The sequence below is a fragment of the Chitinophaga costaii genome (assembly GCF_900094705.1).
In the GTDB taxonomy this organism is placed as follows: domain Bacteria; phylum Bacteroidota; class Bacteroidia; order Chitinophagales; family Chitinophagaceae; genus Chitinophaga; species Chitinophaga costaii.
Genome location: NZ_FMAR01000004.1, coordinates 23665 through 47716, shown reverse-complemented (window position 1 = coordinate 47716; position 24052 = coordinate 23665). Strand labels below are relative to the sequence as shown.

The following is a 24052-nucleotide window of genomic DNA, read 5'->3' as shown; positions in this document are numbered from 1 at the left end:
TTTTATTTAAATAAATAAAACTCCCAGATATAGGATCGTTTCCAGCATCAAAAACCATTACGGAATAATCATCCGGTTACTGCGTAAACGACTACCATGTAAGTACTTGACACAGAATACCCATGAATGTTCCTATTTCCACAAGGCAATACAATACATTACTGTTGGGCTTTGCCGCCGATTTGTTAAGCGTTTGTTATCACGGTGCTTTTTCACACATTCACCAACAAAAATATATCCTTCACCAAATGTTACTTGACAGGTTGGCAACCCATCCTATATTTGCATCAGGTTTTTCATAGGATATGGTTAAAATTTTTGAAGGCGGTGATCTCACCGCTTTTTTTATGCCCCTATAGGAAGCAGCGCCCGCCTAATTTTATTTCAGAGAATATGGAATCCGACTCTTCCACGCATCTTATTACCAAACTTGGCAATTATTTATCCTTATTACCTCATTTTTTTATTTCATAGGATATGGTTTTAAACACTTAGGCGGCGATCTCACCGCCTTTTTCTATTAACCTGGAGAGCCTTGATAAATATGCATGGAAATGCTGGGGCATGACAACGCCTGCCGGGAAAACCAGGCAGCTTTTACATCCTATGAATGTGCAGGTAAAATAACGTTAATCTAAGAACAGGTTAAAAAAATGGATTGATAACAAAATAACTGGAACCTATTGCTGAGAGCAAATCTGTCTAAAAATAAATGGTACAACTATTACAGGCAGCCTGCCTAGTACAGAATATGCTTTATAAATTTTGTGCGGCTGTGTGCAGCAGTGAAGTTCTCCAAATGGTGAAACAACGGAAATTTTTAATGCCGGCACTTGTCATGAAACATGTAATGCTCAATATTAGCTGCAATGTCTGCCAGCAGTGACAAACTAGCCCGGGTGCGGTCGCCGGCAGCGCGCAGGTAACCATCCAGGTCATGCGCGAAAAACACTTCTTCGCCGTTCACATTGACTTTAAATTTTTTACTATTCCCGGCAATAAAAGGGAGTACGTCAAACCTGTTACGCCGGATATTGATTGTAAATGCACCCATAGTCATTGATTTTTTATGTTTATTCCTCAGGGAAATATATTTCAAAGCATGTGCCACACAGGACATATAAAATAAAAAATTATATAACTGGAAGGTCTAAAAAAAAGGGGTTATTAGTACTTTGAAGTTACGCAGGGTTCAGAATTAAACCAAATCTATCGCATAATCTTACGGCTAATTCAAAAAAAAATTGATTTATGCGGCTGCATCTTTGGTTTCCTTGCCTGTGCCTGCTATGGCCAACAGTAGTTTTGTCTCAATCTTCCCTTGCCCGTTATCATGTGATGCAAGAATTTGCTATTGGCGGTAGCGGCGGCTGGGACTATCTCAGCGTGGATGCATCCGCCCATCGGTTATATATTTCGCACGGCAACCAGGTGGAGGTGCGCGACAGCCGCAATGGCGACTCCATTGGGGTACTGACTGGCTTATCCGGCGTACACGGCATAGCCTTGGTACCAGCGCTGCAGAAGGGCTTTATCAGTAATGGCAAGAATAATAGCATCCTGGTATTCCATACTATCAACCTCAAAGCGGGGGCCAGCATTCCTGCCGGCCAGCATCCTGACGCTATTTATTATGATCCGTTTTCCCAGCGGGTATTCGTGGGCAATGGACACAGCAATAGCCTCACTGTAATAGATCCGGACAAAGAAATGGTGGTGGCCACCATAGCCTTACCGGGCAAGCCTGAATCTATGGTGGCAGATACAGGCAAACTGTACGTTAATATAGAAGATAAAAACAGCATCGTGGTGATCGATACCAAAACCCTGCAACGCAGTGCAACCTGGCCGCTCACCCGTGGGCATGAACCCTCTGGCCTGGCCATCGACCTCAAAACAAAAAGACTGTTTGCCGGTTGTGGCAATAAGTTATTGTGTGTGGTTGATGCCACCAATGGCCGCAACATTATTCAACTCCCTATTGGCGACGAATGCGACGGCGTGGTATTTGACCCCGCCCGCAACACCGCCTTCAGTGCCAATGGTGAAGGCAATATCACGGCAGTGGAAGAGTTGAACCCAGCTAAATATCATATAGCCTTCACAATACCCACACAGCACAGCGCCCGCACCATTGCGCTGGATCCTGAAACACACTACTTATATCTTCCTGCCGCAGTGGTAAAACCGGTGGCCACTGGCCATCCCCAAGCCTTGCCCGGCACATTCAGGGTATTGGTCGTGGGCGAATAAAAGAGTAGGCATATAAACAAAAAAGTGCGCTCATTTTCCGGGAAGATGACTGCGTTTTTTAGAAGGCTCATTTATTTGCCACTTCCCGCAGGTAGGTTGCCAATTTATTGACCGCCGTAGCAGCCACCACTACCTGGTCTGCAGCTTCTTTCCATTGACGCTGCTCTATGGCTTCACGTACGCCAGGTAAGGTTTTTACCCCATAACCAGTGTAATAACCTGGAGCATAAATAGTGTGCTTATACCAAGTCCGTTTGGGTAGCCCTTCGCTGGTAAGCAATTGCTGCTCTGCGCGGTAAAGGCCCTCATTGAAAGCAGGGGAAGCAGCACCAGCGGCCTGCCGCGCTGCGATGGTATCGGCGGCTAGTTGCAAGGCTACCAGGGCGTTCTGCAAAGGAGAGAAATCTACAAAAGGCACTTCCGCCCGCAGTAGTGGCGCCTTGGTAGCGTTTTGGGGATCGGAAGCCAGGTCGTACTGGCCGGAGCGGATTAGTTTATTTTCTATCGCCGTGTTGGTACGCTGCGCTTCGGTGGCAGCCACCAAGTCGTCCAGGTAGTTGCTGATGGTTTTATGCAGGGTGCGAAAATCAAAGGGCAGGGTAACGGCACCGGCTAAACGTAGTACGATGCGGCCCGCTACCTGGGCCAGCGCGCGCTGGTAGGCAAAGGTGGGATCTTTAAAGCGCATAAAATCATCGTACGAATCGTAGATGGAATGATATTCTCCGCCGCCATCTTCGCCGCCAAAACCCAGATTTAGCGAAGGTACGCCGGTGTGCTGCAAAAACGGAGAATAGTCGGATCCAGAACCCAGGGCGTCTATAGTAAGGGTGCTGGCGTCCAGCAGTTCTTTTTTGGCTTTGGTATTGTCTGCATGAACGAGCTTGGCGGCACGGGCCCGCTCCCAGAGCGATACATGGGTCTCAGGATCGGTTACTCCGCGGCTTACTTCATTCACTAATGGTTGCAATGCGTGCGATCCGGCAGCCTCTAAAAAGCCGCGTCCGTTGTTATCAGTATTGATATAAGCCACTGCCTTTTTCTGTAGGGCTGCTGCATGAGTTTCTACCCATTCTGTAGAACCCAACAGCCCCTGCTCCTCCCCATCCCAGGCGCAGTATACGAGGGTGCGGGCCGGGCGGTAACCTTGCCTGGCCAGTGCGCCGATGGCCTGGGCTTCTTCCAGCATGGCCGACAGGCCAGTAACGGGATCGGAGGCACCATTTATCCAGGCGTCGTGGTGATTACCGCGTACCACCCACTCATCGGGATAGCGGGCTCCTTTGAAAGTGGCAATCACATCGTAGGCCGGTTTTAGGCCCCAGTCGAACGCCAGGGTGAGATGTACGCTGGCACCCTGGCCGCCAATGTGATAAGTAATGGGCAGGCCTCCCCGCCAGGTAGCGGGCGCCACCGGGCCTTGCAGGGCAGCCAGCAATGGCTGTGCATCATGATAACTGATGGGAAGCACGGGCATTTTCAGCAAGTTGGGCGCTTTGCTGCGATCCAGTCGCTTTGCATCAGCGGTAGCACCTATGCCAGGCGTGAGGGGATCGCCAGGGTATACCACGAAATCCATGACAGAACCACGCTGTACGCCGTATTCATTTTTATATGGGCCTTTCGGGTACACATCGCCCTGAAAATACCCATCGTCGTGGGGATCAGAATAAATGAGGCAGCCAATGGCACCATGCTCCTGGGCCACCTTGGGTTTTATGCCACGCCAAGCGCGGCCATACCGGGCTATTACGATTTTGCCTTTAACGCTCACGCCTATCCGGTCTAGCCATTCATAATCTTCTGGTAATCCATAATTTACATATACCAGTGGTCCGGTCACATCGCCGTCGGCGCTCCAGCAATTATACGTAGGCAATTGGCCCTCCTGCCCGCTGGTGGCGTCTTCCGGCAGGGCAGGCTCTTTCAGGGATGCATGGTAGCCTGGTACCCCCACCAGCTCCAGTGTACGGGTACGGGGGGTCGAAAAAAGCACCTGGTAGGTTTCCGTCTGTACCTCCCAACCATAGCTTTTAAATTGTTGTGCAATGTTTTCTGCCACAGCTTTGTCGCGTGCAGCACCCAGGTGATGAGGATAGGCCGATAATTCTTTAATATTGGCGCCAATGTGAGCAGCGCTTAGTTGCTGGTCAAACTGTGCTTCCCAGCGGGTTTGGATGGCAGCAGCCGAATCGGGAAAACCAAGCAGGGGATGTTGCTGAGCCAGTACAGACGGCAGGCAAATAAGCAGGCCTGCCAACAGGGCGGGAACGTTTTTTGTCATGTAACGGTGTTTTAAAAAAGCTGGAGATGATTACCTGCACGGGGTGGCACTGAAGCAGGTCTTATTTTGGTTGAATAAATTCAAATATAATAATTACTTCGCTGACATTTTCACCACTTATAACAAGAGCCGGGAGATTGGATTTTGCGTCCTCATTCCCCACCCAGGACCCTTCCTGGTCTGGCATGATAAATGCTCGGATTATCTCTATCGCGAAAGTGCCATAGTTTAATTTTTATGTGCAGATCTTTTAACTCCTTTACTGTATGAATGTTTGCAACTAAGCATCAAAACACCACAATGCTTGTGAATATAAATTGTAATTATTTCTATTTAACCTCACATACATTATATCTTTATTTAAGGCCCGTCTGCTCCCATCTCAGGGAGGCGAAAAAGGCCATTGCATAGCAGTAAACTAAATTCCAGAACATGCAGCCCATAGTGAAAGTTACACTGGAGAATGAAAGGGGCCTGATATTGGCGCACAAAAAAAGTATGCAACTGGTGCAGCTTTCCGGCATGTCGCTCGCGGTGCAAACTTCCTTTGCCTCCGCAGTATCTGAGATTGCTAGAGATTGCATAACCACTGGCCAGGGGGCTTATATGAACCTGGGTGTACAAATACGCAATAAGGAAAAATATCTCTCTGCTGCCATACACGACCGCAATCCAAGTTTCATAAATGCGAGCGCCGGCGTAGCCTGCGCCCGCCGCCTGGTAGATGAACTGGATATTCAGTACAGTGACCAGGGGAAAATAACTCGTTTACTGTTAAAAATACCTACCCATCTCCAGTTCAGCAAAGCCAGAATAGCGGAATGGAAAAATTATTTGGATCAGGAAATACCGCTTTCACCCTACCAGGAAAACAGTAGTAAAGACGAGCAGCTCAAGGAACTCGCAGAAAAACTACGGGAAAGTGAAAGCCGTTACAAATTATTAACCGATACACTGCCACTCATGATCTTTACCACAGATCCGGCAGGCAAGATTACTTATTATAACAAATATGCCAAAGAGTATTTCGGCACAACGCTGGATCAACTTAATGAATCGCTTTGGACTTATCACATTCACCCCGAAGACGTTGCTCCCGATACACCAACCATCTGGTTCAATAACGTGGTAAAACTTCAACCCAACCAAGGCGAGTTTCGCCTGCGCAACAAACAGGGCGCACTTATCTGGCACCAGTTAGTTAGTGTACCACTGGACGATACTCAACATTTTTCCCGTGTTGGTTTTTGCGTAGAGATTGAGGCCCACAAACGTATGGAACAAGCCCTGAGCGACAACCGAGAACTGCGGGAAACCAAGCAGGAACTGGAACGTTATCAACTGGAACTAGAGCAAAAGATTGAAGAATTGAACAGAAGTAATTTTGAGCTGTCGCAATTTGCTTACGTGGCTTCCCACGATTTGCAGGAGCCGTTGCGTAAGATTATATATTACAGCAATTTTTTACAACAAAAATATGTGGGACTTATCGATGAGCAAGGCACCCGTGCCTTTAGCAACATGTTCTCTGCGGCTCAGCGCATGAAACAACTCATCCATGACCTGTTATCGCTTTCCCGCATCCGCAAGGAAGATAATTTCACAACAGCTACCGACTTGAACCAAATTTTCCAGGAAGCGTTGCAAGACCTGGAAATGACTATACGGGAAAAAGGCGCGCAGGTGAGCATGAGTTCCCTGCCGGTAATCAGCGCCAACCCCGTGCAGATGCGGCAGCTTTTCGGAAATATTATCTCCAACGCTATCAAATACTGCGCTCCCGATACCCAGCCCGTTATAGCGGTACATGCCAATAATGGTGGTAATGGCCACGTGATGCTGTATATTCGCGATAATGGCATTGGCTTCGAAGAAAAATACCTGGAAAAAATGTTTAGCTTATTCCAACGTTTACATACGCGGGACAAGTATGAAGGAACCGGCATAGGCCTTACAATCTGCAAGAAGATCGTAGAATTGCACAAAGGAAATATTACCGCTACCAGTACGCCCGGTATAGGCAGCACCTTTATTATTACATTACCTGTAAATTAATTGCAATCATCGTTTATGATACGAAATATTAATATCCTGCTGGCAGACGACGACGTGGAAGACCGCTTCATCATCAGCGATGCGTTCGACACCATCGGGCTGGCAGACTGCATCCAATTTGTAGAGGATGGAGAAAAAGTACTCTCCTACCTGGATACCATTGGCGAACCCGTTCCCTTGCCCAATCTTGTAATATTGGACCTCAATATGCCTAAACTAAACGGCACGCAAACGCTGAAACTGCTAAAGGAAGACCAGCGGTATAATAATATCCCCGTCATCATTTTTTCTACTTCTCTCAATGAATTGGAAATGCAGGAATGCATGCACCTGGGTGCCAATTCTTATGTTATAAAACCAGTAACGTTTGATGAATGTATTGATACTGCGAGAAGGTTTTATAATTTTTGCGAAGGCACTTACCAGTTTCCCACCATCGAATAATCATTCCCCCTTTTTTACCTATAAAAAAAGGGCGACACCTAGCCGCCCTCTCTTTGTAAAATATCATCTGAATATTATTTAAGTTCGTCGGAGAAGGAATACGGGTAATCCGTCACCTTATTGCCGCGCTGTTTATTAGGCGTAGCCGACATCTTCACATCAATCACCGCGCCGCTTTGCAGGGCGTCGTGGGTAAGGTAGTTTTTCGTATAGGCGGCACCGTTATATTTCAGATCGGATATGTAGCGATTTGCTTCGTTATTTTCCGGTGCGTTTACTATTACTTTTTTACCATTTTCCAGGGTAATCGTCATTCTTTTAAACAAGGGTGCTCCCAACACATATTGGCCGCTTCCGGGGCATACGGGATAAAAGCCCATGGCGGAGAAAACATACCAGGCGGAAGTTTGGCCATTGTCTTCGTCCCCACAATATCCATCGGGATGGGCGGCGTAGAGGCGGTTCATTACTTCGCGACTCCAGTACTGCGTTTTCCATGGTTCGCCAGCGTAGTTATACAGATAGATCATGTGCTGAATAGGCTGGTTGCCGTGTGCATATTGGCCCATGTTCATGATCTGCATTTCCCGGATTTCATGGATAACCCCACCGTAGTAGCTGTCGTCGTATACAGGTGGCATTTTAAATACGGAGTCTAGCATGCCTACAAACTGTGTGCGGCCACCCATGAGGCCCATGAGACCTTTTATGTCGTGAAACACGCTCCAGGTGTAATGCCAGCTATTACCTTCGGTGAAAGCATCGCCCCACTTGAAGGGGTTGAAAGGTGTTTGAAACTTACCATCCCGGTTCTTACCGCGCATGAGCTTTGTTTCGGGATCGAAAAGATTGCGGTAGTTCTGCGAACGTTTTTTATACAGGTCTATATAGGCCTGTGGGCGTTTTAGCGCCACGGCCAGTTTGTAAATGGTCCAGTCGTCGTATGCATATTCTAACGTACGGGCAGCGTTTTCATTGATACCTGCGTCGTAAGGTACATAACCCAGGGTATTGTAATATTTGCAACCCAGGCGGCCTACGGAACTCAAGGGTCCTTCATTTTCGGAGCTGTGTACCACGGCGTCCCAGAGGGTGTTGATATCAAAATTCCGGCCACCCAATAAGTAAGCATCCGCAATCAGGGAAGCCGAGTTAGAACCTACCATACAGTCGCGATGACCGGGGCTGGCCCATTCTGGCAGGAAGCCGCTTTCTTTATAGGCATTGGCCAGGCCTTCCATGATATGTCCGTTTAACGTAGGGTTCAGGAGATTCAGCAGTGGGAATACTGCGCGGAAGGTGTCCCAGAAACCATTATCGGTAAACATATAACCGGGCAATACCTTGCCATTGTAAGGGCTATAATGCACTACTTTGCCGGCGGCGTCTATCTCGTAGAACTTGCGGGGAAACAACATGGCGCGGTACAGGCAAGAATAAAAAGTAGCGGTTTGGTCGGCTGTACCGCCTTCTGCTTTTACGCGCAGCAGTTCCTTATTCCACGCTGCTTTGGCCTTTGATTTTACCGTATCGAAATTATCGTTGCCAATTTCTTTCAGGTTTAGCAGCGCCTGGTCGGGGCTGATAAAAGAAGAGGCTACGCGGGCATAGACCTGTTCACCTTTATGAGTTTTAAACCCAATGACGGCGCCGGCATGCGGAGCGTTTACTTCCTTACCGCCACGGGTAAGTACTGTATCGCTGAAGGTAGAGGTACTGGTGAAAGGTTTGTCGAACACGATCACAAAATAGTCCTTGAAATTACTGGGTACACCACCACTGTTTTTGGTGCTGTAACCAATGATCTTATTTTCTTCGGGAATTACTTTAATATAAGACCCCTTGTCCAGTGCGTCTATCACGATGAAAGAGCTATCGGTTTCCGGGAAGGTAAAGCGGAAGCCTGCGGCGCGTTCGGTGGGAGTTATTTCGGTTACCACGTCGTGTTCTGCGAGGTATACGCTATAGTAGTATGGTTTGGACACTTCAGCTTTGTGAGAGAACCAGCTAGCGCGATCGTCTTGCCTGAACTTCAGGGAACCGGTTACCGGCATCAGTACAAACTGGCCATAGTCGTTGATCCAGGGGCTGGGCTGATGGGTTTCTTTAAAGCCCCGGATTTTCGTGGCGTTATAAGTATAAAACCAGCCATCACCCATTTTGCCCGTTTGCGGTGCCCAGAAATTCATCCCCCAGGGCAGTGCTACTGCAGGATAAGTGTTGCCGGTAGAGAGTGCATAATCGGACTGGGTGCCCATCAGTGGATTAATCCATTCCACCGGATCATTCACCTGGTTCACCGTCTGGGCGGAAGCGGCTAGGGCTACCATACCCAGGAGGGATAAGAACATTTTCTTCATACTGATTTTTTAATGGCGTAGGCAGCAAAAACACGGGCAACCTGGCTGGTTTGCTACAAACGGGAATTATTGAATGGTTTACTTAATCGATTTAGCAAAATAAACATTCTCGGATGAATATGCAAAATCATTGTGGAGAGCGGCAAGCAGTGACCTATTTCCGGTAGTTTAAACCTGTGTGTACCACCCTCTCCTACACTTAAAAGCGTCGCCCGGCATGTCCCGGGCGACGTAAATATACGGCATACTAAATAATTGCTTATTTACTCCAGCTGCTGGCGGCGCCAATGATGGCAGACTTTTCGCCCAGGGTAGCGCATTTGATTGGCAATGCTATCTTGTTCCTGGACAATTCTTCCTTCAGTGATTTTTCGAAGAGCGGCAACGCATTGGCGATATTTCCTCCCAGGATCACGATATCCGGCTTATCCATGCGAATAAAAGAGGCCAGGAAGATGCCCAGGTTAGTGCCAAATTCATTGAACACGTCTTGGGCCTTCGGATCGGGCAGCAATTCACTCAGCTCCTTTACATCTTTCACAGTTTTGCCAGTCAGTTCAAAGTAATGTTTTACAAACCAGCGGGTGGAGATATAATCTTCCGCTATGCTGTCTTTGAAGGGTGTTTTCCAAAGGTCGGCGTCTTCTGCCACACCATCCAGTACGCGGGAACTCCCAAGGCCAGTACCCAAGGTAAGTCCTATGGCGCGGGTAAAACCATGTGCGGCACCGCCAAACACCTCTCCTTGCAGGAAGCAGGCAGCGTCGTTGATCATGTGAATGTTTTCTACCGGCACTTTACAGGCTGCGGAAAGCAATTCCTTTACATTGAGTCCAAAAAGGGCGTCGTATTTCTGCTGGTTTTTCATCAGCGAAATGCCCGCCTGGTAATCGAAAGGACCCGGCATGGCCAGGGCTAGTTTCTTTTGTGCAGGTTTGTAAATGTCGAAAAGTTCTGTAATCACCACGCACCATTCGCGAATAATTGACTCTGCCGTGCCCGCGGAATTGACACGCGTTCTGCGCCAGGAACCTGCCACCACGTCGCGGGTGTCCAGGTCTACCATGGAAGCAGTAATGTGGGAGCCACCGATGTCGATGCCCAATACTACATTGTTCATGCTGAAAATTTTACGTCCAGATTAATTGGCCATTCATCCGCCGGGGGGAGGCGTACCTTTTTCATAAAGTGAAATTTTTCCCCTACTCCGATCAGCTAAATCGTTTTACCAAACAGGGGCTAAGTTATGGTATTTTTTGAGAAATACTATGGGTAGAAATTTTTCAGGGAATTTGTTGGAGCGCAACCAGGGCCAGTGCGGGGCTTGCTGTGCCTACATAGTATAGACCTGGCTGCTTCAAAAAGCAACATACTTTTTTACAGCAACCAGGCCTTTCCATCAAAAATTATTTTTTTACTGCCCCCCTTTATTGTAAGCGGTAATAACCCCCGTCAGGTCAAAAACGCTGCTATCCGATTTCAATATCTGTTCCGATATCGCCGGGTTGTCTTTCAAGTATTCCGACAATTGCTGGCGGAATGGTTGCCGCTTTTCCGATAGGGCCAAATAGGTATAATCACCCTCTCGGCGCAACAGGTAGTTAGAAACTACCTGTATGGCTCCGGCTTTTCCGGTGATGGGGTGAAGCTGGTTTGCCTCGCTGAGTACGCGGTATAATTTTACGCGTCCATCTACCAACAATTCGGCAAAAGCCCGGCGGGCATAATTGCGCCATAAACTGGTTTGCCAGTGTACATCTTCCAGTACAACGAAATTGCGGTTATCAAATCCAAAACCATTGGATACGGCAACGCCTATACGCGCAGCCCGCCCACCCGTTCCCAGGCGGAAATAAAAGTGATCATAATTATTTTCATTGAAATAAATGAAGCCCTCTACCCGGTTATTGTTGGCATCTATGTAATAACCCTGCCTGAATTTCTCCCGGCCTGCACCCGCCAATACCCAAACGCTGACCAATACTGCCCCTACAACGGCCAGCATAAAAACGATATGCTTTCCCATAGAATCTAATTTATATGCAAAATAATTACAATTTATATAATTCTATTCATTATGGGCCTATTTATTTGAGGGGGGGCAATGGCGGGCAGTTGCGGTGGCTATAAAAAATGGCCTGACCGCAAGGCCAAAGCCATCACCTGATTGCGACTGGAATATTGTTAAGCCACCCTGCGCAGTAAGGAACGGTGCAGCACCGGCAGGCTGGCCGCTACCCGGTAACAGGCATAGGTAAGGATGGGCGCTGTTAATACGTCTATGGTGTAATGCACATGCTGCACCAGCAGTAAAATGCCTACAGCTGCCGCCGCCAGCCCAGCCAGCAGCTTCTCCCTTGGGCCGCGCAGGCAATAGGCAAACAGGCACATGCTAGCGGTATGCCCGGAGTAAAAAAGATCTTTCGTGATAAAGCCTGCCTTACCGTAGAACCGGTTAGCCAGCGGGTCTTTTAATTGAATAAGATCCATGGGTGGGTCTAATGCCACGAGGTAGATGGTAATAATGCGCGACAGGCATACAAAAAGGAATCCATACAATAAACAGATAAAAACCTCCGGCTGTTGCATGGCCCTGAACAGGGTATATCCTGCGGATAGCCATATCAAAACAAAAATAGGGACCGATACATCGTGTGAGGGAAGCAAGCGCAGTATAAAATCGTGCAGCACATAACCATTACGCTGTTCAATATGCTGGAAAAATACAGGCAGGTAAGACAAAATAGCAATGAGACCGGCCACGCCAATGAATACTCTTCGTTTAAAAGCAGGTATTTGCCAGTTAACTTTCCAGGGATGTTGTGCGGCGTATGCTACCGGGCGACTGGTTCCATTTTTCCACTTCACTTCCATACTGCGATTTTACGAAGAATTTTCATGATTTTTCCCTTTTACTTCTTGGGTCAAGTGCTAAAAAAGTGATATATTTTGGTTTCGCTCCTTGTGGCGAGGTGATTATCATTGAAATAGGCTTATGAATAAACGTTATCTATGGCAGGTTTTGTTGGGTCTGCTGCTGGCCAATACCCTTTCTGCCGCTGCGCCGGCAGTACCACCTGTTAAAAATTTTGGAACACAATGGACCCAAAAAATTTTCCCGCTAATAGCCGCTATCCAGTCGCAGGCAACACTGCGAAAGAGTTTGCGCAACGATCCTACGCTACACCTGCTGGCCCGGCAAAGGGCCGCTGCGGCCACTGCTGCAGCCAATGACTGTCACGACCTGAACGGCCTGGTAACTCCGCTGCTGTGGACCGTGCCTGATGCAGACCATACTGCCTCAGCGCTAATCCACCTGCTGGGTACTGACACGGCCCTCCAAGGCACTATTGCCCGCCTGCGCCAGCAGCATGCCTATCCCCTCTATGAAGATCTGGCAGACAGCGAATACCTTCGTAAATCCTGGCTGGACGTGGTACGAGGCACTAACCAGGTATTGGCGGTGTATTTGCAGGGCAAGCCGCCCCGGTATGCGAGGATAGACAGTATTAGTTTCCGTTTCCGTGACCCGGGTGCTGTGCAGCAGGTACGGCAGCTAGTGAAAACTGTATTGCGAAAGGACAAAGGAGACTTTTACACACTGGCCTTGCAAAGCGCCATCGCCGCCCTGGAACTGAATGGGCGCGACGAAGCAACCCGTTACGAACCCCTGCGCGGTGGCAGCAACCGCCCCCCTTATGAAGCGCTGGCCAACATCCAATGGAACAATTACCCTTACAGCGCCATCCTGGTACCTGGCCAGGGTCCGGAAACGCTGACCACTCCCCTGGACGCTAATGGCATCAAACGCTGCGCCCTGGCGGCTGAACACTACCAAAAGCACGAGGCACCTTTTATCATTGTATCCGGCGGGCATGTACATCCATTCAAAACGCCTTACGCCGAAGCCGTGGAGATGAAAAAATACCTTGTACAGCAACTTGGCCTTCCCGACCAGGCGGTTTTTATAGAGCCTTACGCCCGCCACACTACCACAAACCTGCGCAATGCCGCCCGTATGTGGTACCGCTTTGGCATGCCCTCTCAGCAACCATTGCTCATCGTGAGCGATGCTTTGCAATCGCTTTATATTGGAGCCTCTGGGATGGCAAGACGCTGTAAGGAAGAACTAGGCTATGCTCCATACAAAGAATTGCACAAAGCTGGCAGGGAAGAAACGATATTCCTTCCCTTGCTGAACAATCTCCAGCCAGATCCGATGGACCCATTAGACCCGTAGTAGGCTCATTCGTGGTGAATGATGTACAGGTATTTTTTTCAAGGTGTATGAAAGGGAGCAATTCAGCAAAGGTATTATTACGAAGTGTATAAAAGCGTTATCATGCCTTTACATAAGAATACCCGCAATGGTGGCCGAAAGATAAGAGGCCAGTGTGCCGCAAAAAAGCGCTTTTAATCCCAGCTTGGCAAGATCGGCGCGGCGTTCTGGTGCAATCTCTCCTATACCGCCAATCTGCATACCCACGCTGCTGAAATTTGCAAACCCGCAGATAGCAATGCTTACAATCAGCAGGCCCTTGTCTGTTAGAATGGGTACAGTTTTGCTGGTAAGGCTTTTAAAGGCTACAAACTCATTCACCGTAAGTTTTTGCCCCAGCAAGGTAGCAACACTATGTACATCGCTATCCGGCACGCCCATAGACCAGGCCATAGGGTAAAAGAGATTACCAAAAATATAATCCAGGGTAAGATCGAAATGCGGGCTAAAAAGGTGGCCTATTTTCAGCAACGAGTAGTTAAGCAGCGCTATTACGGCGATAAACCCTATCAGCATAGCAATTACATTCATCGCTATTTTAAAACCGTCGCCTGCCCCGTGAGAGATAGCATCTATCACATTGGTATAATTGCTTTTCACTTCCAGTTTTACGGTACCCATGGTTTGACTATCCGCTGTTTCTGGAAATACGATCTTGGAGATCACCAGCGCACCTGGCGCAGCCATGAGGCTGGCCGTGATGAGCTTAGGGGCCAGGTCTAGTCCTGCTTGTGCCCCCATATTGGCATACACTACCAGGATGCCGCCTGCAATACAAGCCAGGCTACCACTCATAGAAGCCAGCAGTTCACTGTTTGTCATCCCTTTAAGGTAAGGGCGTATCATTACTTGGGCTTCTACCTGGCCTACAAAGGCAGATGCCACATTACTCAGGGCTTCTGCCCCACTTACGCGCATCACCCAATTCATGGCGCGGGCAATAAGGGCTACAATGCGCTGCATAATGCCGAAATGATAAAATACAGCTACCAGCGCACATACCAAAATAATAGTAGCCGTCACATTAAACGCAAATACAAAACCATTGGCCACAGTGCCATAATTCTGAATACTGCCATCCGGCACCTGCACGCCAATACCACCATATACAAAGGACGCGCCCTGGTGAGCAAAGGCTTCCACCTTGCCCATGGCCTTGCCTACCTGCTGGAAAAACCAGATCACCGGAGGTACCTTAAATACCAGCAAAGCAATGACCACCTGTAGGATAATTCCACTAATTACCAGCCGGTAATTGATCTTCCTTTTATTATTAGAGAATAAAAAAGCTAATCCTAATATCAGGATAATGCCAACTAATCCCTGAAAACGTCCCATAAGCGCTTAAAATCGTGAATACAAGCGTTGAAGATAGGGTTTTTTCTACATGTATTCCGTAGCACACAGCGATAAATGAGCAAAAAAACGACAGATAGATATATTATATTATTTTATAATATAATTTAATGTATTATCGGGGTTAACTATAATTCTTGCTCGTCTGTACTAATGAGGATGGCCCAGGGTTTTAGTTCATCTACTTTTTCACTGATAATGCGGATGATGGCCGTCAGCGGGATAAACAAAAACATACCGGGAATGCCCCATACCAGGTGCCCGGTAAGTACTGCCACGATGGTCACCAATGGATTGATCTTCACCTGTCCGCCCACAATGCGGGGAAGAATAATATTAGCATCAATGAAGTGGGCTACAATCATTACAATGGCAATGGTAATGGCCTGGCTGCCGCTGCCGCCTGCATAGGTAATGAGCATACTGAAAGCCATGGCCGTGTAAATGCCGAGGTAAGGAATAATATTAAGTACTGCCGCCACTACGGCTATCAGCACCGCGTATTTAATACCGAAGATCAAAAGCGCCACCAGTATCAGCACAAACAGGATAAGCATTTCCGATAGCAGCCCGATAATATATCTATTGATCAGCGAACGTACGCTTACCACTACTTCCTGTACCTTTAACCGGTGTTCCCGGTTCACCAGCGCCATCACAAAATTCATGAGCAAGCGGCGGTGATCCAGTATAAAATAAATAAAGATCAGGAAGAACAAAAACAATACGACCGATTCTAAGGCGCCCACGAAAGTAGTGCCGATGGAATTTGCCAAGCCACCCATCATCCCGTTCACCGATTTATTGATGTATTCCATTTGCTGTGCATCGTTCAGGTGATAGCGATCGCCCACCCAGTCTTTCAGCTCTGCCAGGGTGCCGGTAATGCGGCTTTGCAGCAGGGGCAGGTCTTTAGACAGGTGCACCATCTGCCGGCTGATGATAAAGATCAACAACCCCACCGATATCACAAAAGTCAGCACCGACAGGATGGAGGCCAGGGGCCTTGGAAACTTCAGTTTAGTTTCCATGAGCAGGGCCAGCGGATAAAGCAGAAAAGAAATGAGCAGGGCAAAAAATAAGGGAATAAGAATGGTCTTACCAAGGTACATGCATAACAGAATAAGAGCCAGTGCATGTAGGATCAAAGCCAACCTGGCGTAGAAAGCAAGTTTTACGGATCTCATGTTGATAGAACTACGTGTGTGGGAATACTTTATCAAATTCGCAGCCAAATTTTGAACCGACAGGTCGCAAAGCCGGTTACACCTACCTAAGCTAATAAATATCCTTAACAATCCCATATATTCAGCTACAGCTATTCGTACATCTCGTTTTTTTCCACATTTTCCCCCAAACAAAGGCCGCTGCGCCCTACCGCTGAAAAAAATTTGTAAATACTAATACGTTTTGTTAATTTCACTTCCGAGCATTAGCCACAATCAAAATCAGCAACAACCCTGATGGAAAGTGATTAACTATTTAAATTTGATTAACGCCAACATTGCTATTGATCCAAAATCTAATTACCACCCAATAACAGTCTAATCAACGATTTTATAAATTTGTTCTAGGATCGTATGATCCCCAAATATTATTTACCATGACAACATGTTATAATAATTAACCTTACTGGCACTTGTAGCGGCCAATAAACATACTTAAACCAAAGTCTAATTTTTTAAAAACAACGAAATCAGCATTTTAACCACCAATGTTGCAATAACGACCTGACCACATGCAGGTCTTCAACTCTTATTATTCGAGCAATCCGTAGGCGCAAAAAAACTTGTCTGCGTACCAAGTCATTATGCTCATAAATAGCAATTGCGATCAACAAGAATTTTGCAGGCATTTATAATGATTAGGACTCCTTCCCTATCATGACAGTGCAGCTATATCTTTTTTATTAACAACCAAAATCCAGATGCACATGAAGAAACTACTAGTTTTAGTAGCCTTCGTGCTAACGCTTGCTTCGCAAGTATTGGCACAGAACAACCGTACTGTTACGGGAAAGATCATCGATGAAACCGGCGTTCCACTGGCAGGGGTAACCGTGGCTATCCCTGGCACCAGAACCGGCACCGTTACCAATGCCACCGGGCTGTTTTCCCTGAACATTCCGGAGGGCACGAAGGCGGTGAAAGTATCCTTTATCGGCTATGAATCGCAAACGGTAAGCCTCACCGACGCTTCCGACATTACCATCAAAATTAAACCGGATAACAAATCGCTTTCTGAAGTGGTGGTGGTTGGGTATGGTACGCAAAAAAGAGTGGAAATAACAGGTAGCATTGGTACGGTAAAAGGCACCGCCATTGCACAACAGCCGGTACAAAGTTTCGACGGGGCTTTGGGCGGGCGCGTGGCGGGCGTGCAGATTACCGTGCCAAACGGCGTGGTAAACAACCCACCGGTATTTCGCATCCGCGGTACCAACAGTATTTCGCTCAGCTCTTACCCCCTGATCGTGATTGATGGGGTGGTATCTTTTACCGGCGATATCGGTTCCACGGCTGCCCCCACTAACCCCCTGGCCGGCATCAATCCGAACGATATTGAAAGTATAGACATTGCGAAAGATGCTGCAGCGACTTCCATTTACGGCAGCCGCGGCGCCAACGGCGTGGTATTCGTGACCACCAAAAAAGGTAAACAAGGCAAAGCCAAAGTAACTTATAGCGGCTGGGTAGGCGAAGCACAGGCGCAACGCTTACCAAAACTCCTGAATGCACAACAGTATGTAGACAATAAGAATTTAGGCATTGCCCATGCAGCAGCCGATGGGAAAAATCTTGGTACCAGCTTCGCCATTAACGAAGATAAAAACGGCAACCCAATCAATACGAACTGGCTGGATGTAGTATACCGCAAAGCTGTTTCGCACAGCCACGCCATCAGCATCAGCGGGGCGAACGACAAAACTACTTATTACATGTCTGCCGGCTTTACTGATCAGCAAGGCATTCTCAGAAGAAATGAATTTGTAAGAAAAAATATACTCTTCAATATAGACCAGAAAGTAGGTTCAATACTTACAATAGGCGGCAAAATTTCCTATGCCAACGAAAAGAACCTGTCGGCCAACTCTTCCGGTTCACTAGAAGGGGAAGCATTTAACTCTGGCGGCCTGGCCCGCCTGGCCTTCCTTACCGGCCCCAACGTATCGCCTTATCTGAACGACGGCTCTTATAACGTAGACGGAGGCGTGATAGGCACGATGGGCAATGTAGGGGTGCAAAGCGGTATCTATAACCCTCAGGTAATACTGGACCTGGACCGCTCTAACTCTATCAATAACCATATTCAATCCAGCATCTATGCACAGTTAAGACCATTTTCCTGGGTAACCCTGCGCACGCAATATGGCATTGACCAGAACCACATCGATAATGAGCTTTACGAAAACCCCATTTCCGGCGATGCCTCCCCCACCGCAGAAGCGATTAATGCCACTGGCATTTATAACCGCTGGGTATGGGATAATACAATCCAGTTCGATAAATCATTTGGTAAACATAGCTTTAGTTTACTGGGCGGTACCGAAGAAGAAAAATCTACCAAGGAGCTGTTTGGCATAGACCGCACAGGCCAGAACGACCCCTTATTTAACAACGTAGAAGGTGGCTGGCAGACGACCAATCCAATCTCATCACCCGTAAATACCTATAATTACCTTGTATCCGAATTTGGACGTTTGAACTATAATTACGCAGAGAAATATTTCATCTCCGCTAACCTACGCCGGGATGGTAACTCTAACCTGGGTAAGAATGCCAAGTATGGTAATTTTTATGGCCTATCTGCCGGATGGACGGTTAGCAACGAAAACTTCTGGTCGCATAGTTCCCTGGGCAAAACGCTGAACGACCTGAAACTGAAGGCCAGTTATGGTAAGGTAGGTAATGCCAGCATTAGTGACTTTAAATCCTTTTCATTCTATGGCAGTAAATTGTACAATGGAGATCCTACCCTGTACTACAGCCAGGCTGGTAATGATTACCTGACCTGGGAAACCAGCAAGCAGTTAAACATTGGGCTTTCCTTTGGCTTATTCGACAGCCGCCTCCATGGTGAATTTAACTGGTACCGTAACAATGTGGATGGTTTGATCCTTTTTGTACCTATGCCACCATCCGCAGGTGTGCCAACAACCATTCCTAAGAACATTGGCAGCATGTACAATACCGGCGAAGAAATTGCATTGGGTGCCACTATTATTAACCATAAAAATTTTACATGGAATTCTGATTTTAATATTTCCTTTAACCGTAATAAGATCACCAATCTGTATGATGGCGCCACCCAGATCATTTCCCAGACCTCTGGTCTGGAAAGCGTGAGCGTTCAAAAAGTTGGAGATCCGATCGGGATGATATTCGTAACCCGCACTGCTGGCGTAGATCCTGCCAATGGTAAAAGAATTTTTGTTGCTGCTGACGGCCAGAAATTTGAGTTTTCCTTATACGGCGGCGGGGATGGCTTAGCCAACAAATGGATGACTACCGATGGCAAAACCACTACCCGCAGCGTTTCTGGCGCAGACGCCGTTGCCTACAAGAAAACAAATCCTACTTTTTTTGGCGGCTGGGATAATACGTTCCGTTACAAATCTTTTGAACTCGGTATACTCGCCACGTTCCAGGCAGGCAACTATGTATATTACGGTACTAATGCAGGTTTGAAAGACCAGCGTTACTGGAATAACTCTACCGACGTACTCCATGCCTGGAATACTCCCAACCAGAAAACAGATGTACCTAGAGTGGTGTATGGCGATAACATATCCAACGGCTCTTCCTTCCCGCTGGATGTGAATGTATTTAAAGGCGACTTCATTAAACTGCGCAGTGTAACGCTGGCTTATTACCTGCCGGGCAACGTATTGACAAGCACGCATCTAAGCAGTGTAAAACTGTACGTGAGCAGCAACAACCTGGGCATATGGACTAAATACCCTGGTCCTGATCCGGAAGTATCTTCTAATGGCAATAATCCTGGCCTGCAAGGTATAGACCGTAATACCCTGGCCAATGGCCGCACGCTTACTTTTGGTTTAAATGTAGGCTTCTAAATAAGCAGTTAAATTTTAAATAGTAAACAATGAGAAGATTAAAAATATATTCACTGGTAGCGGCCATGGCAATGATTAGTTCCTGCCAGAAAAGCCTGCTCTACCCTACTCCTACCACTCAAATATCCGATATATCGGCATTTGATACCCCGGAGCGTATCTTCGGCCAGGTGTATGGGCTGTATGGTCAGCTGAAAGACGGTAACTTTTTCGGAGAGCGTTACCAGATCTATAATGAAGTACGTGGGGAGGAATTCATTAACTTGAAGGGGAATGCTTTTACGGCGCTACAGACCTGGAATTTCTCGGTAAATAGTAATGCGCAGGAAGTAGAAAATTTATGGTCTTCCGCTTATAAGACGATCAATGCTACCAATGTATTCCTGGATGGCATGACGGCTAAGGGCAATACCATTGTAGACGCAGCCACTGCAGATAACTATACGGGGGAAGCAAAATTTATCCGTGGGTTGAGCTTTTATAGCCTGCTGCAATTATACGCGCGCCCATACTGGGACAATCCCACTACTAATCCGGGGCTGGTAATCTACCTGGAAGGTAACAAGAACCCGGCATCTTATCAGAAAGCAAGAAGCACCGTGGCCGATAGCTACAAGCAGGCGCTTTCGGATTTGGACTCTGCAGAAAACCTGCTGCCTGAAAGTTACGAAGACAATTCAAAAGGCCAGAACACTACCCGGGCTACTAAAGGTGCCGCCATTGCAATTAAAACAAGGGTGTACCTGAGTATGGGCAATTACGACCAGGTAATTGCAGAAGCCAACAAAATTGTTTCTCCCGCCGCCCCATTCCAGTCGTCTGCCGGCCTTGCACTGGTAGCTAATATCAAGGATGCATTTGCCAGCATCAATACCACGGAGAATATATTTTCCCTTCCATTTACCTCGGCCGACGTAGATGCACCCGGAACGCAAAACTCCTTTGCCGAATACTTCCTGCCCAGCAGCCTCGGAGGTAAGGCCGAATACTCGCTGAATGCAAGCGGTATCGTAGCAGAAGCTACCTGGGGCGCTTCGGACGCACGCCGGGACTTTGTTACCATCAGCGGTGGATCTCCCTACCTGATTAAGTTTTCCACGCCTAGTCCTTATACCGACTGGGCGCCGATTATCCGGTATTCAGAAGTATTATTGAACCTCGCCGAAGCGCTGGTGCGGAAAAACAATACTGTAAATGCGCAGGCCGTAGCTTTGTTAAGCGCGGTACGTCACCGCTCAGATCCCAGCGTTACCTACACCACCGCCAGCTTTGCCAGTGCTACTGCCTTGCTGGACGCCATCTTACTGGAAAGAAGAATAGAGTTTCTGGGTGAAGGCCTGAGAGGACCTGATATTACCCGCCAGGGCATTGCTTTCCCGGCTAAGGGAGCCGCCTCCAGCACAGCGCCTACTTCACCTAATTATATCTGGCCCATGTCTGCCGACGAATTAAACCAGAATAAGCTGGCGGTGCCAAATTGATCATGAAAATATAATTAATAAAAGCAAAAGGGGCTTACCAAAAAGGTAGCCCCTTTCTTTTTAAATTGTATATCTATAGTGTTATAACATACACCGACCATAACATAACCAAAGCATTCAGCTAACGGTTGAGTGCGCAGAATTTTGCTTGCATTCTTGCACAAATAACACTATACGTTCATAAAAAACAGGTGACCTATTGCCAGTCGAAAAAAGATACTTAACTTAAGTCGTATTTTTAATCAATAAAACCTCAGTATGACTATGAAACTGAAACAATTGACTACAGCGTTTCTCGCAGCAGGATTAATGTTTATGATTTCCTGTAAGGGAAAACCCAAGGACTCCGATGTTCAAGCGGCTGTTACCACTGCATTGCAAACTACTCCCGGCGTTAGCGCGGATGTAAAAGAAGGAGTGGTTACACTTTCTGGTACAGTTAGTAGTCAGGCCGACAAAGACGCTGCAGAAAGTGCTGCCAAATTGAGCCAGGGTGTAACAAGTGTTGTTAACAACATTAGCGTAACCCCGCCAGCACCTGCTCCTGCGCCTGATACCACGGCAGCTTCCATGACTGCCCCTGCGGATGTGGCGTTAAAAACTTCAGTAGATGCTATTGTGAAAGATTTTTCTGGTATTAAAGCAGATGTTAAAGATGGTGTGGTGATCATCACCGGTGAATCAAAAGCTGATCGCTGGAAAAGACTGAAAATCGCGCTGGATGCACTGAAGCCTAAAAAAGTAGATGCTTCCGGTTTAACTATTACAAAATAATCTTTACTGTTAAATACAATATTTATGGCATTACAGGATAAATACAAAGAACTCATTGATGCAGCTAAAACAAGTGGCACCAACAATCTACAGGTAAATGAGCAAGATGGCGTACTCCATATAGATGGGGAAGCCCCCACCGGAGCTGTAAAGGATCAGTTATGGGATATCTATGGAAAGATTGATCCTAACTTCCTCACTGGCGATGTGGTGCTCAATATTAATGTAGCAACCGCAGTTGAAGGTGCCAAGCTGAAAGTTATTACTGAGTCTTCCAACCTAAATATTCGTAAAGGCCCTGGAACAGATCAACCTATAGTAGGCAAAGCTGCCCATAATGATACTGTAACCCTGATCAGTAAGTCCAATGATCAGTGGTGGTTGATACGTACCAGTAGTGGTGCAGAAGGCTATGCATACGCACAGTATTTAAAACCTATCGAATAGGGATAAGGTAAAATCACTTTAAAAAGGGCTGACCCAAAAGGTCGGCCCTTACTTTTTTAGTAAGGACCCATTCGTATTTTAGATATCACTCAAAAATTACCGGAAGACGCCCGTGGTACCAGCATTGGCTCCAGTACAATCTTTTCCGGGGGCATCACCTTCCCTTTCTGCTGTAGCAATTTTAGAAATAACTTGGCCGACTCCTCTCCCATGCGCACCGTTTGTTGATCAACAGAAGACAGCGTGGGTGTTACCAAACTACCAAAGGCTTCGTTGGCAAAGCCGATCACGCCTACGGCTGAAGGTACTTTAATCTTATGTTTCTTCAGGGCCTGTAAAGCACCCATGGCGGTAAAATCTTCCACCGCGAAGATAGCGTCGAAAGGTATTTGCTGTGCTACAAAACGATCTACCGTGGCTTCGCCCAATGCCAGCGACAAAGGGCCGCGCACGATAAGCGACGCATCTACTGCCAGTCCATTGGCAATAAGGGCGGCTTTGTAACCTTCCTCGCGGGCGGAAAATATGGCCAGGTTTTGTTCCGTATTGATGTGAACAATACGGCGGTAGCCCTGGTCTACCAGGTGTTGGGTGGCCAGGTAGCCACCTTTGAAATCGTCTATTACTACGCTGGGTACTTCCAGGTTGGCGATGGCGCGGTCAAAGAAAAGCAGGGGAATGCCACGTTTACGGATCTCTGCATAGTGCGGCATCTCCCTGGTTTCCTGGGTTACCGACGCAATGATGCCATCCACGCGGGATTGCAAGAAAGTGTCTATGCCACGGGCTTCCTGCACCAGTGCTTCATTACTTTGATACAGTAAAATATTGTAATCGTTTTCATTCATGATACGCTCAATGCCATGCACCACAGCACTAAAGAAACTCAGTTGGAGATTTGGCACAATAACCCCAATGATATGCGTGCGGCCGGAACGTAGGGAAGCTGCCACCTTGTTTTGGCGGTATCCTAGTCGCGTAGCAGTTTCCTTTACCGCATTTTTAGTAGCCTCGCTAATAGCAGGATGATCGTTCAGGGCCCGGGCTACCGTGGAGAAAGAAATATTTAATTTTGCCGCGATATCTTCGATAGTGACTCTTTTCATGTAAATTTTTCCGTGGAAAAACGAGGTGGTAATGGGAGCGCCGGACTAACCCTTCCTCCACCGGTGGTATAATAGGCTGCTAAATAACAAAACATTCCCGGCATTTTGAGATTTGAACAATAAATCCTACTTTCAT

At 47.3% G+C, this 24052-nt stretch carries 17 protein-coding genes; 8 read left to right on the top strand and 9 right to left on the bottom strand.

Going from position 1 to position 24052, the window contains the following annotated elements; translation table 11 throughout:
- Positions 1 to 820 precede the first annotated feature (820 nt).
- Positions 821 to 1054 (bottom strand): hypothetical protein, encoded by a 234-nt coding sequence (locus GA0116948_RS07240; protein ID WP_123891728.1) that lies wholly within the window; start codon positions 1052 to 1054, stop codon positions 821 to 823.
- A 251-nt stretch (positions 1055 to 1305) separates the two neighbouring features.
- Between GA0116948_RS07240 and GA0116948_RS07235 the strand changes: the two genes are divergently transcribed.
- A complete protein-coding gene (locus GA0116948_RS07235; RefSeq protein WP_123891729.1) occupies positions 1306 to 2253 on the top strand; it encodes a YncE family protein in 948 nt (315 codons plus the stop codon).
- A 67-nt stretch (positions 2254 to 2320) separates the two neighbouring features.
- Here GA0116948_RS07235 and GA0116948_RS07230 read toward each other — a convergent pair whose 3' ends face one another.
- Positions 2321 to 4537: a transferrin receptor-like dimerization domain-containing protein gene (locus GA0116948_RS07230; protein WP_089710600.1), complete on the bottom strand. Its 2217-nt coding sequence runs from the start codon at positions 4535 to 4537 to the stop codon at positions 2321 to 2323.
- 432 nt (positions 4538 to 4969) lie between these two features.
- On the opposite strand from GA0116948_RS07230, the gene GA0116948_RS07225 reads away from it, so the two are divergent.
- Both GA0116948_RS07225 and GA0116948_RS07220 read left to right on the top strand, forming a co-directional pair.
- Entirely contained in the window at positions 4970 to 6592 is a 1623-nt protein-coding gene (locus tag GA0116948_RS07225; RefSeq protein ID WP_089710598.1) for a PAS domain-containing sensor histidine kinase, read from the top strand.
- Positions 6593 to 6607: 15 nt separating this feature from the next.
- Positions 6608 to 7036, top strand: coding sequence for a response regulator (locus GA0116948_RS07220; RefSeq protein ID WP_089710596.1), 429 nt, complete (start codon positions 6608 to 6610; stop codon positions 7034 to 7036).
- 74 nt (positions 7037 to 7110) lie between these two features.
- On the opposite strand, the gene GA0116948_RS07215 is transcribed toward GA0116948_RS07220, so the two are convergent.
- The 4 genes from GA0116948_RS07215 to GA0116948_RS07200 form a co-directional block, all read right to left on the bottom strand.
- Positions 7111 to 9396 (bottom strand): GH92 family glycosyl hydrolase, encoded by a 2286-nt coding sequence (locus GA0116948_RS07215; protein ID WP_089710593.1) that lies wholly within the window; start codon positions 9394 to 9396, stop codon positions 7111 to 7113.
- A 259-nt stretch (positions 9397 to 9655) separates the two neighbouring features.
- Complete coding sequence (locus GA0116948_RS07210; RefSeq protein WP_089710591.1) at positions 9656 to 10516, bottom strand: ROK family protein; 861 nt, start codon at positions 10514 to 10516, stop codon at positions 9656 to 9658.
- Between the two features lie 294 nt (positions 10517 to 10810).
- Positions 10811 to 11422 carry a hypothetical protein gene (locus tag GA0116948_RS07205; RefSeq protein ID WP_089710589.1) on the bottom strand — a complete coding sequence of 204 codons (612 nt, stop codon included), beginning with the start codon at positions 11420 to 11422 and terminating at the stop codon, positions 10811 to 10813.
- Positions 11423 to 11580: 158 nt separating this feature from the next.
- A complete protein-coding gene (locus GA0116948_RS07200; RefSeq protein WP_089710586.1) occupies positions 11581 to 12270 on the bottom strand; it encodes a phosphatase PAP2-related protein in 690 nt (229 codons plus the stop codon).
- Positions 12271 to 12391: 121 nt separating this feature from the next.
- Between GA0116948_RS07200 and GA0116948_RS07195 the strand changes: the two genes are divergently transcribed.
- On the top strand, positions 12392 to 13636 hold the full coding sequence (locus GA0116948_RS07195; protein ID WP_089710584.1) for a YdcF family protein: 1245 nt from the start codon (positions 12392 to 12394) through the stop codon (positions 13634 to 13636).
- A gap of 108 nt (positions 13637 to 13744) precedes the next feature.
- Here the strand turns inward: GA0116948_RS07195 and GA0116948_RS07190 are convergent, their stop codons facing one another.
- Both GA0116948_RS07190 and GA0116948_RS07185 read right to left on the bottom strand, forming a co-directional pair.
- Positions 13745 to 15013, bottom strand: a complete 1269-nt coding sequence (locus tag GA0116948_RS07190; protein ID WP_089710582.1) for a NupC/NupG family nucleoside CNT transporter — start codon at positions 15011 to 15013, stop codon at positions 13745 to 13747.
- Positions 15014 to 15159: 146 nt separating this feature from the next.
- On the bottom strand, positions 15160 to 16218 hold the full coding sequence (locus GA0116948_RS07185) for an AI-2E family transporter (RefSeq protein ID WP_262487056.1): 1059 nt from the start codon (positions 16216 to 16218) through the stop codon (positions 15160 to 15162).
- A gap of 746 nt (positions 16219 to 16964) precedes the next feature.
- Here GA0116948_RS07185 and GA0116948_RS07180 point away from each other — a divergent pair.
- The 4 genes from GA0116948_RS07180 to GA0116948_RS07165 all read left to right on the top strand — a co-directional run bounded on the left by GA0116948_RS07180 (position 16965) and on the right by GA0116948_RS07165 (position 22810).
- Complete coding sequence (locus GA0116948_RS07180; RefSeq protein ID WP_089710578.1) at positions 16965 to 20108, top strand: SusC/RagA family TonB-linked outer membrane protein; 3144 nt, start codon at positions 16965 to 16967, stop codon at positions 20106 to 20108.
- A gap of 29 nt (positions 20109 to 20137) precedes the next feature.
- Entirely contained in the window at positions 20138 to 21589 is a 1452-nt protein-coding gene (locus tag GA0116948_RS07175) for a RagB/SusD family nutrient uptake outer membrane protein (RefSeq protein ID WP_089710576.1), read from the top strand.
- 264 nt (positions 21590 to 21853) lie between these two features.
- Entirely contained in the window at positions 21854 to 22363 is a 510-nt protein-coding gene (locus tag GA0116948_RS07170; protein WP_089710574.1) for a BON domain-containing protein, read from the top strand.
- A 24-nt stretch (positions 22364 to 22387) separates the two neighbouring features.
- Positions 22388 to 22810, top strand: coding sequence for an SH3 domain-containing protein (locus GA0116948_RS07165; protein ID WP_089710572.1), 423 nt, complete (start codon positions 22388 to 22390; stop codon positions 22808 to 22810).
- A gap of 89 nt (positions 22811 to 22899) precedes the next feature.
- On the opposite strand, the gene GA0116948_RS07160 is transcribed toward GA0116948_RS07165, so the two are convergent.
- Positions 22900 to 23916 carry a LacI family DNA-binding transcriptional regulator gene (locus GA0116948_RS07160; protein WP_089710570.1) on the bottom strand — a complete coding sequence of 339 codons (1017 nt, stop codon included), beginning with the start codon at positions 23914 to 23916 and terminating at the stop codon, positions 22900 to 22902.
- Positions 23917 to 24052: the final 136 nt, after the last annotated feature.

Bases quoted from the DNA above. Each gene is read 5' to 3' on its own strand.
- GA0116948_RS07230 (WP_089710600.1), bottom strand. From the start codon at position 4,537: ATGACAAAAAACGTTCCCGCCCTGTTGGCAGGCCTGCTTATTTGCCTG.
- GA0116948_RS07220 (WP_089710596.1), top strand. From the start codon at position 6,608: ATGATACGAAATATTAATATCCTGCTGGCAGACGACGACGTGGAAGAC.
- GA0116948_RS07225 (WP_089710598.1), top strand. From the start codon at position 4,970: ATGCAGCCCATAGTGAAAGTTACACTGGAGAATGAAAGGGGCCTGATA.
- GA0116948_RS07215 (WP_089710593.1), bottom strand. From the start codon at position 9,396: ATGAAGAAAATGTTCTTATCCCTCCTGGGTATGGTAGCCCTAGCCGCT.
- GA0116948_RS07195 (WP_089710584.1), top strand. From the start codon at position 12,392: ATGAATAAACGTTATCTATGGCAGGTTTTGTTGGGTCTGCTGCTGGCC.
- GA0116948_RS07180 (WP_089710578.1), top strand. From the start codon at position 16,965: ATGAAGAAACTACTAGTTTTAGTAGCCTTCGTGCTAACGCTTGCTTCG.
- GA0116948_RS07240 (WP_123891728.1), bottom strand. From the start codon at position 1,054: ATGGGTGCATTTACAATCAATATCCGGCGTAACAGGTTTGACGTACTC.
- GA0116948_RS07190 (WP_089710582.1), bottom strand. From the start codon at position 15,013: ATGGGACGTTTTCAGGGATTAGTTGGCATTATCCTGATATTAGGATTA.
- GA0116948_RS07170 (WP_089710574.1), top strand. From the start codon at position 21,854: ATGAAACTGAAACAATTGACTACAGCGTTTCTCGCAGCAGGATTAATG.
- GA0116948_RS07210 (WP_089710591.1), bottom strand. From the start codon at position 10,516: ATGAACAATGTAGTATTGGGCATCGACATCGGTGGCTCCCACATTACT.
- GA0116948_RS07185 (WP_262487056.1), bottom strand. From the start codon at position 16,218: ATGAGATCCGTAAAACTTGCTTTCTACGCCAGGTTGGCTTTGATCCTA.
- GA0116948_RS07200 (WP_089710586.1), bottom strand. From the start codon at position 12,270: ATGGAAGTGAAGTGGAAAAATGGAACCAGTCGCCCGGTAGCATACGCC.
- GA0116948_RS07165 (WP_089710572.1), top strand. From the start codon at position 22,388: ATGGCATTACAGGATAAATACAAAGAACTCATTGATGCAGCTAAAACA.
- GA0116948_RS07205 (WP_089710589.1), bottom strand. From the start codon at position 11,422: ATGGGAAAGCATATCGTTTTTATGCTGGCCGTTGTAGGGGCAGTATTG.
- GA0116948_RS07160 (WP_089710570.1), bottom strand. From the start codon at position 23,916: ATGAAAAGAGTCACTATCGAAGATATCGCGGCAAAATTAAATATTTCT.
- GA0116948_RS07175 (WP_089710576.1), top strand. From the start codon at position 20,138: ATGAGAAGATTAAAAATATATTCACTGGTAGCGGCCATGGCAATGATT.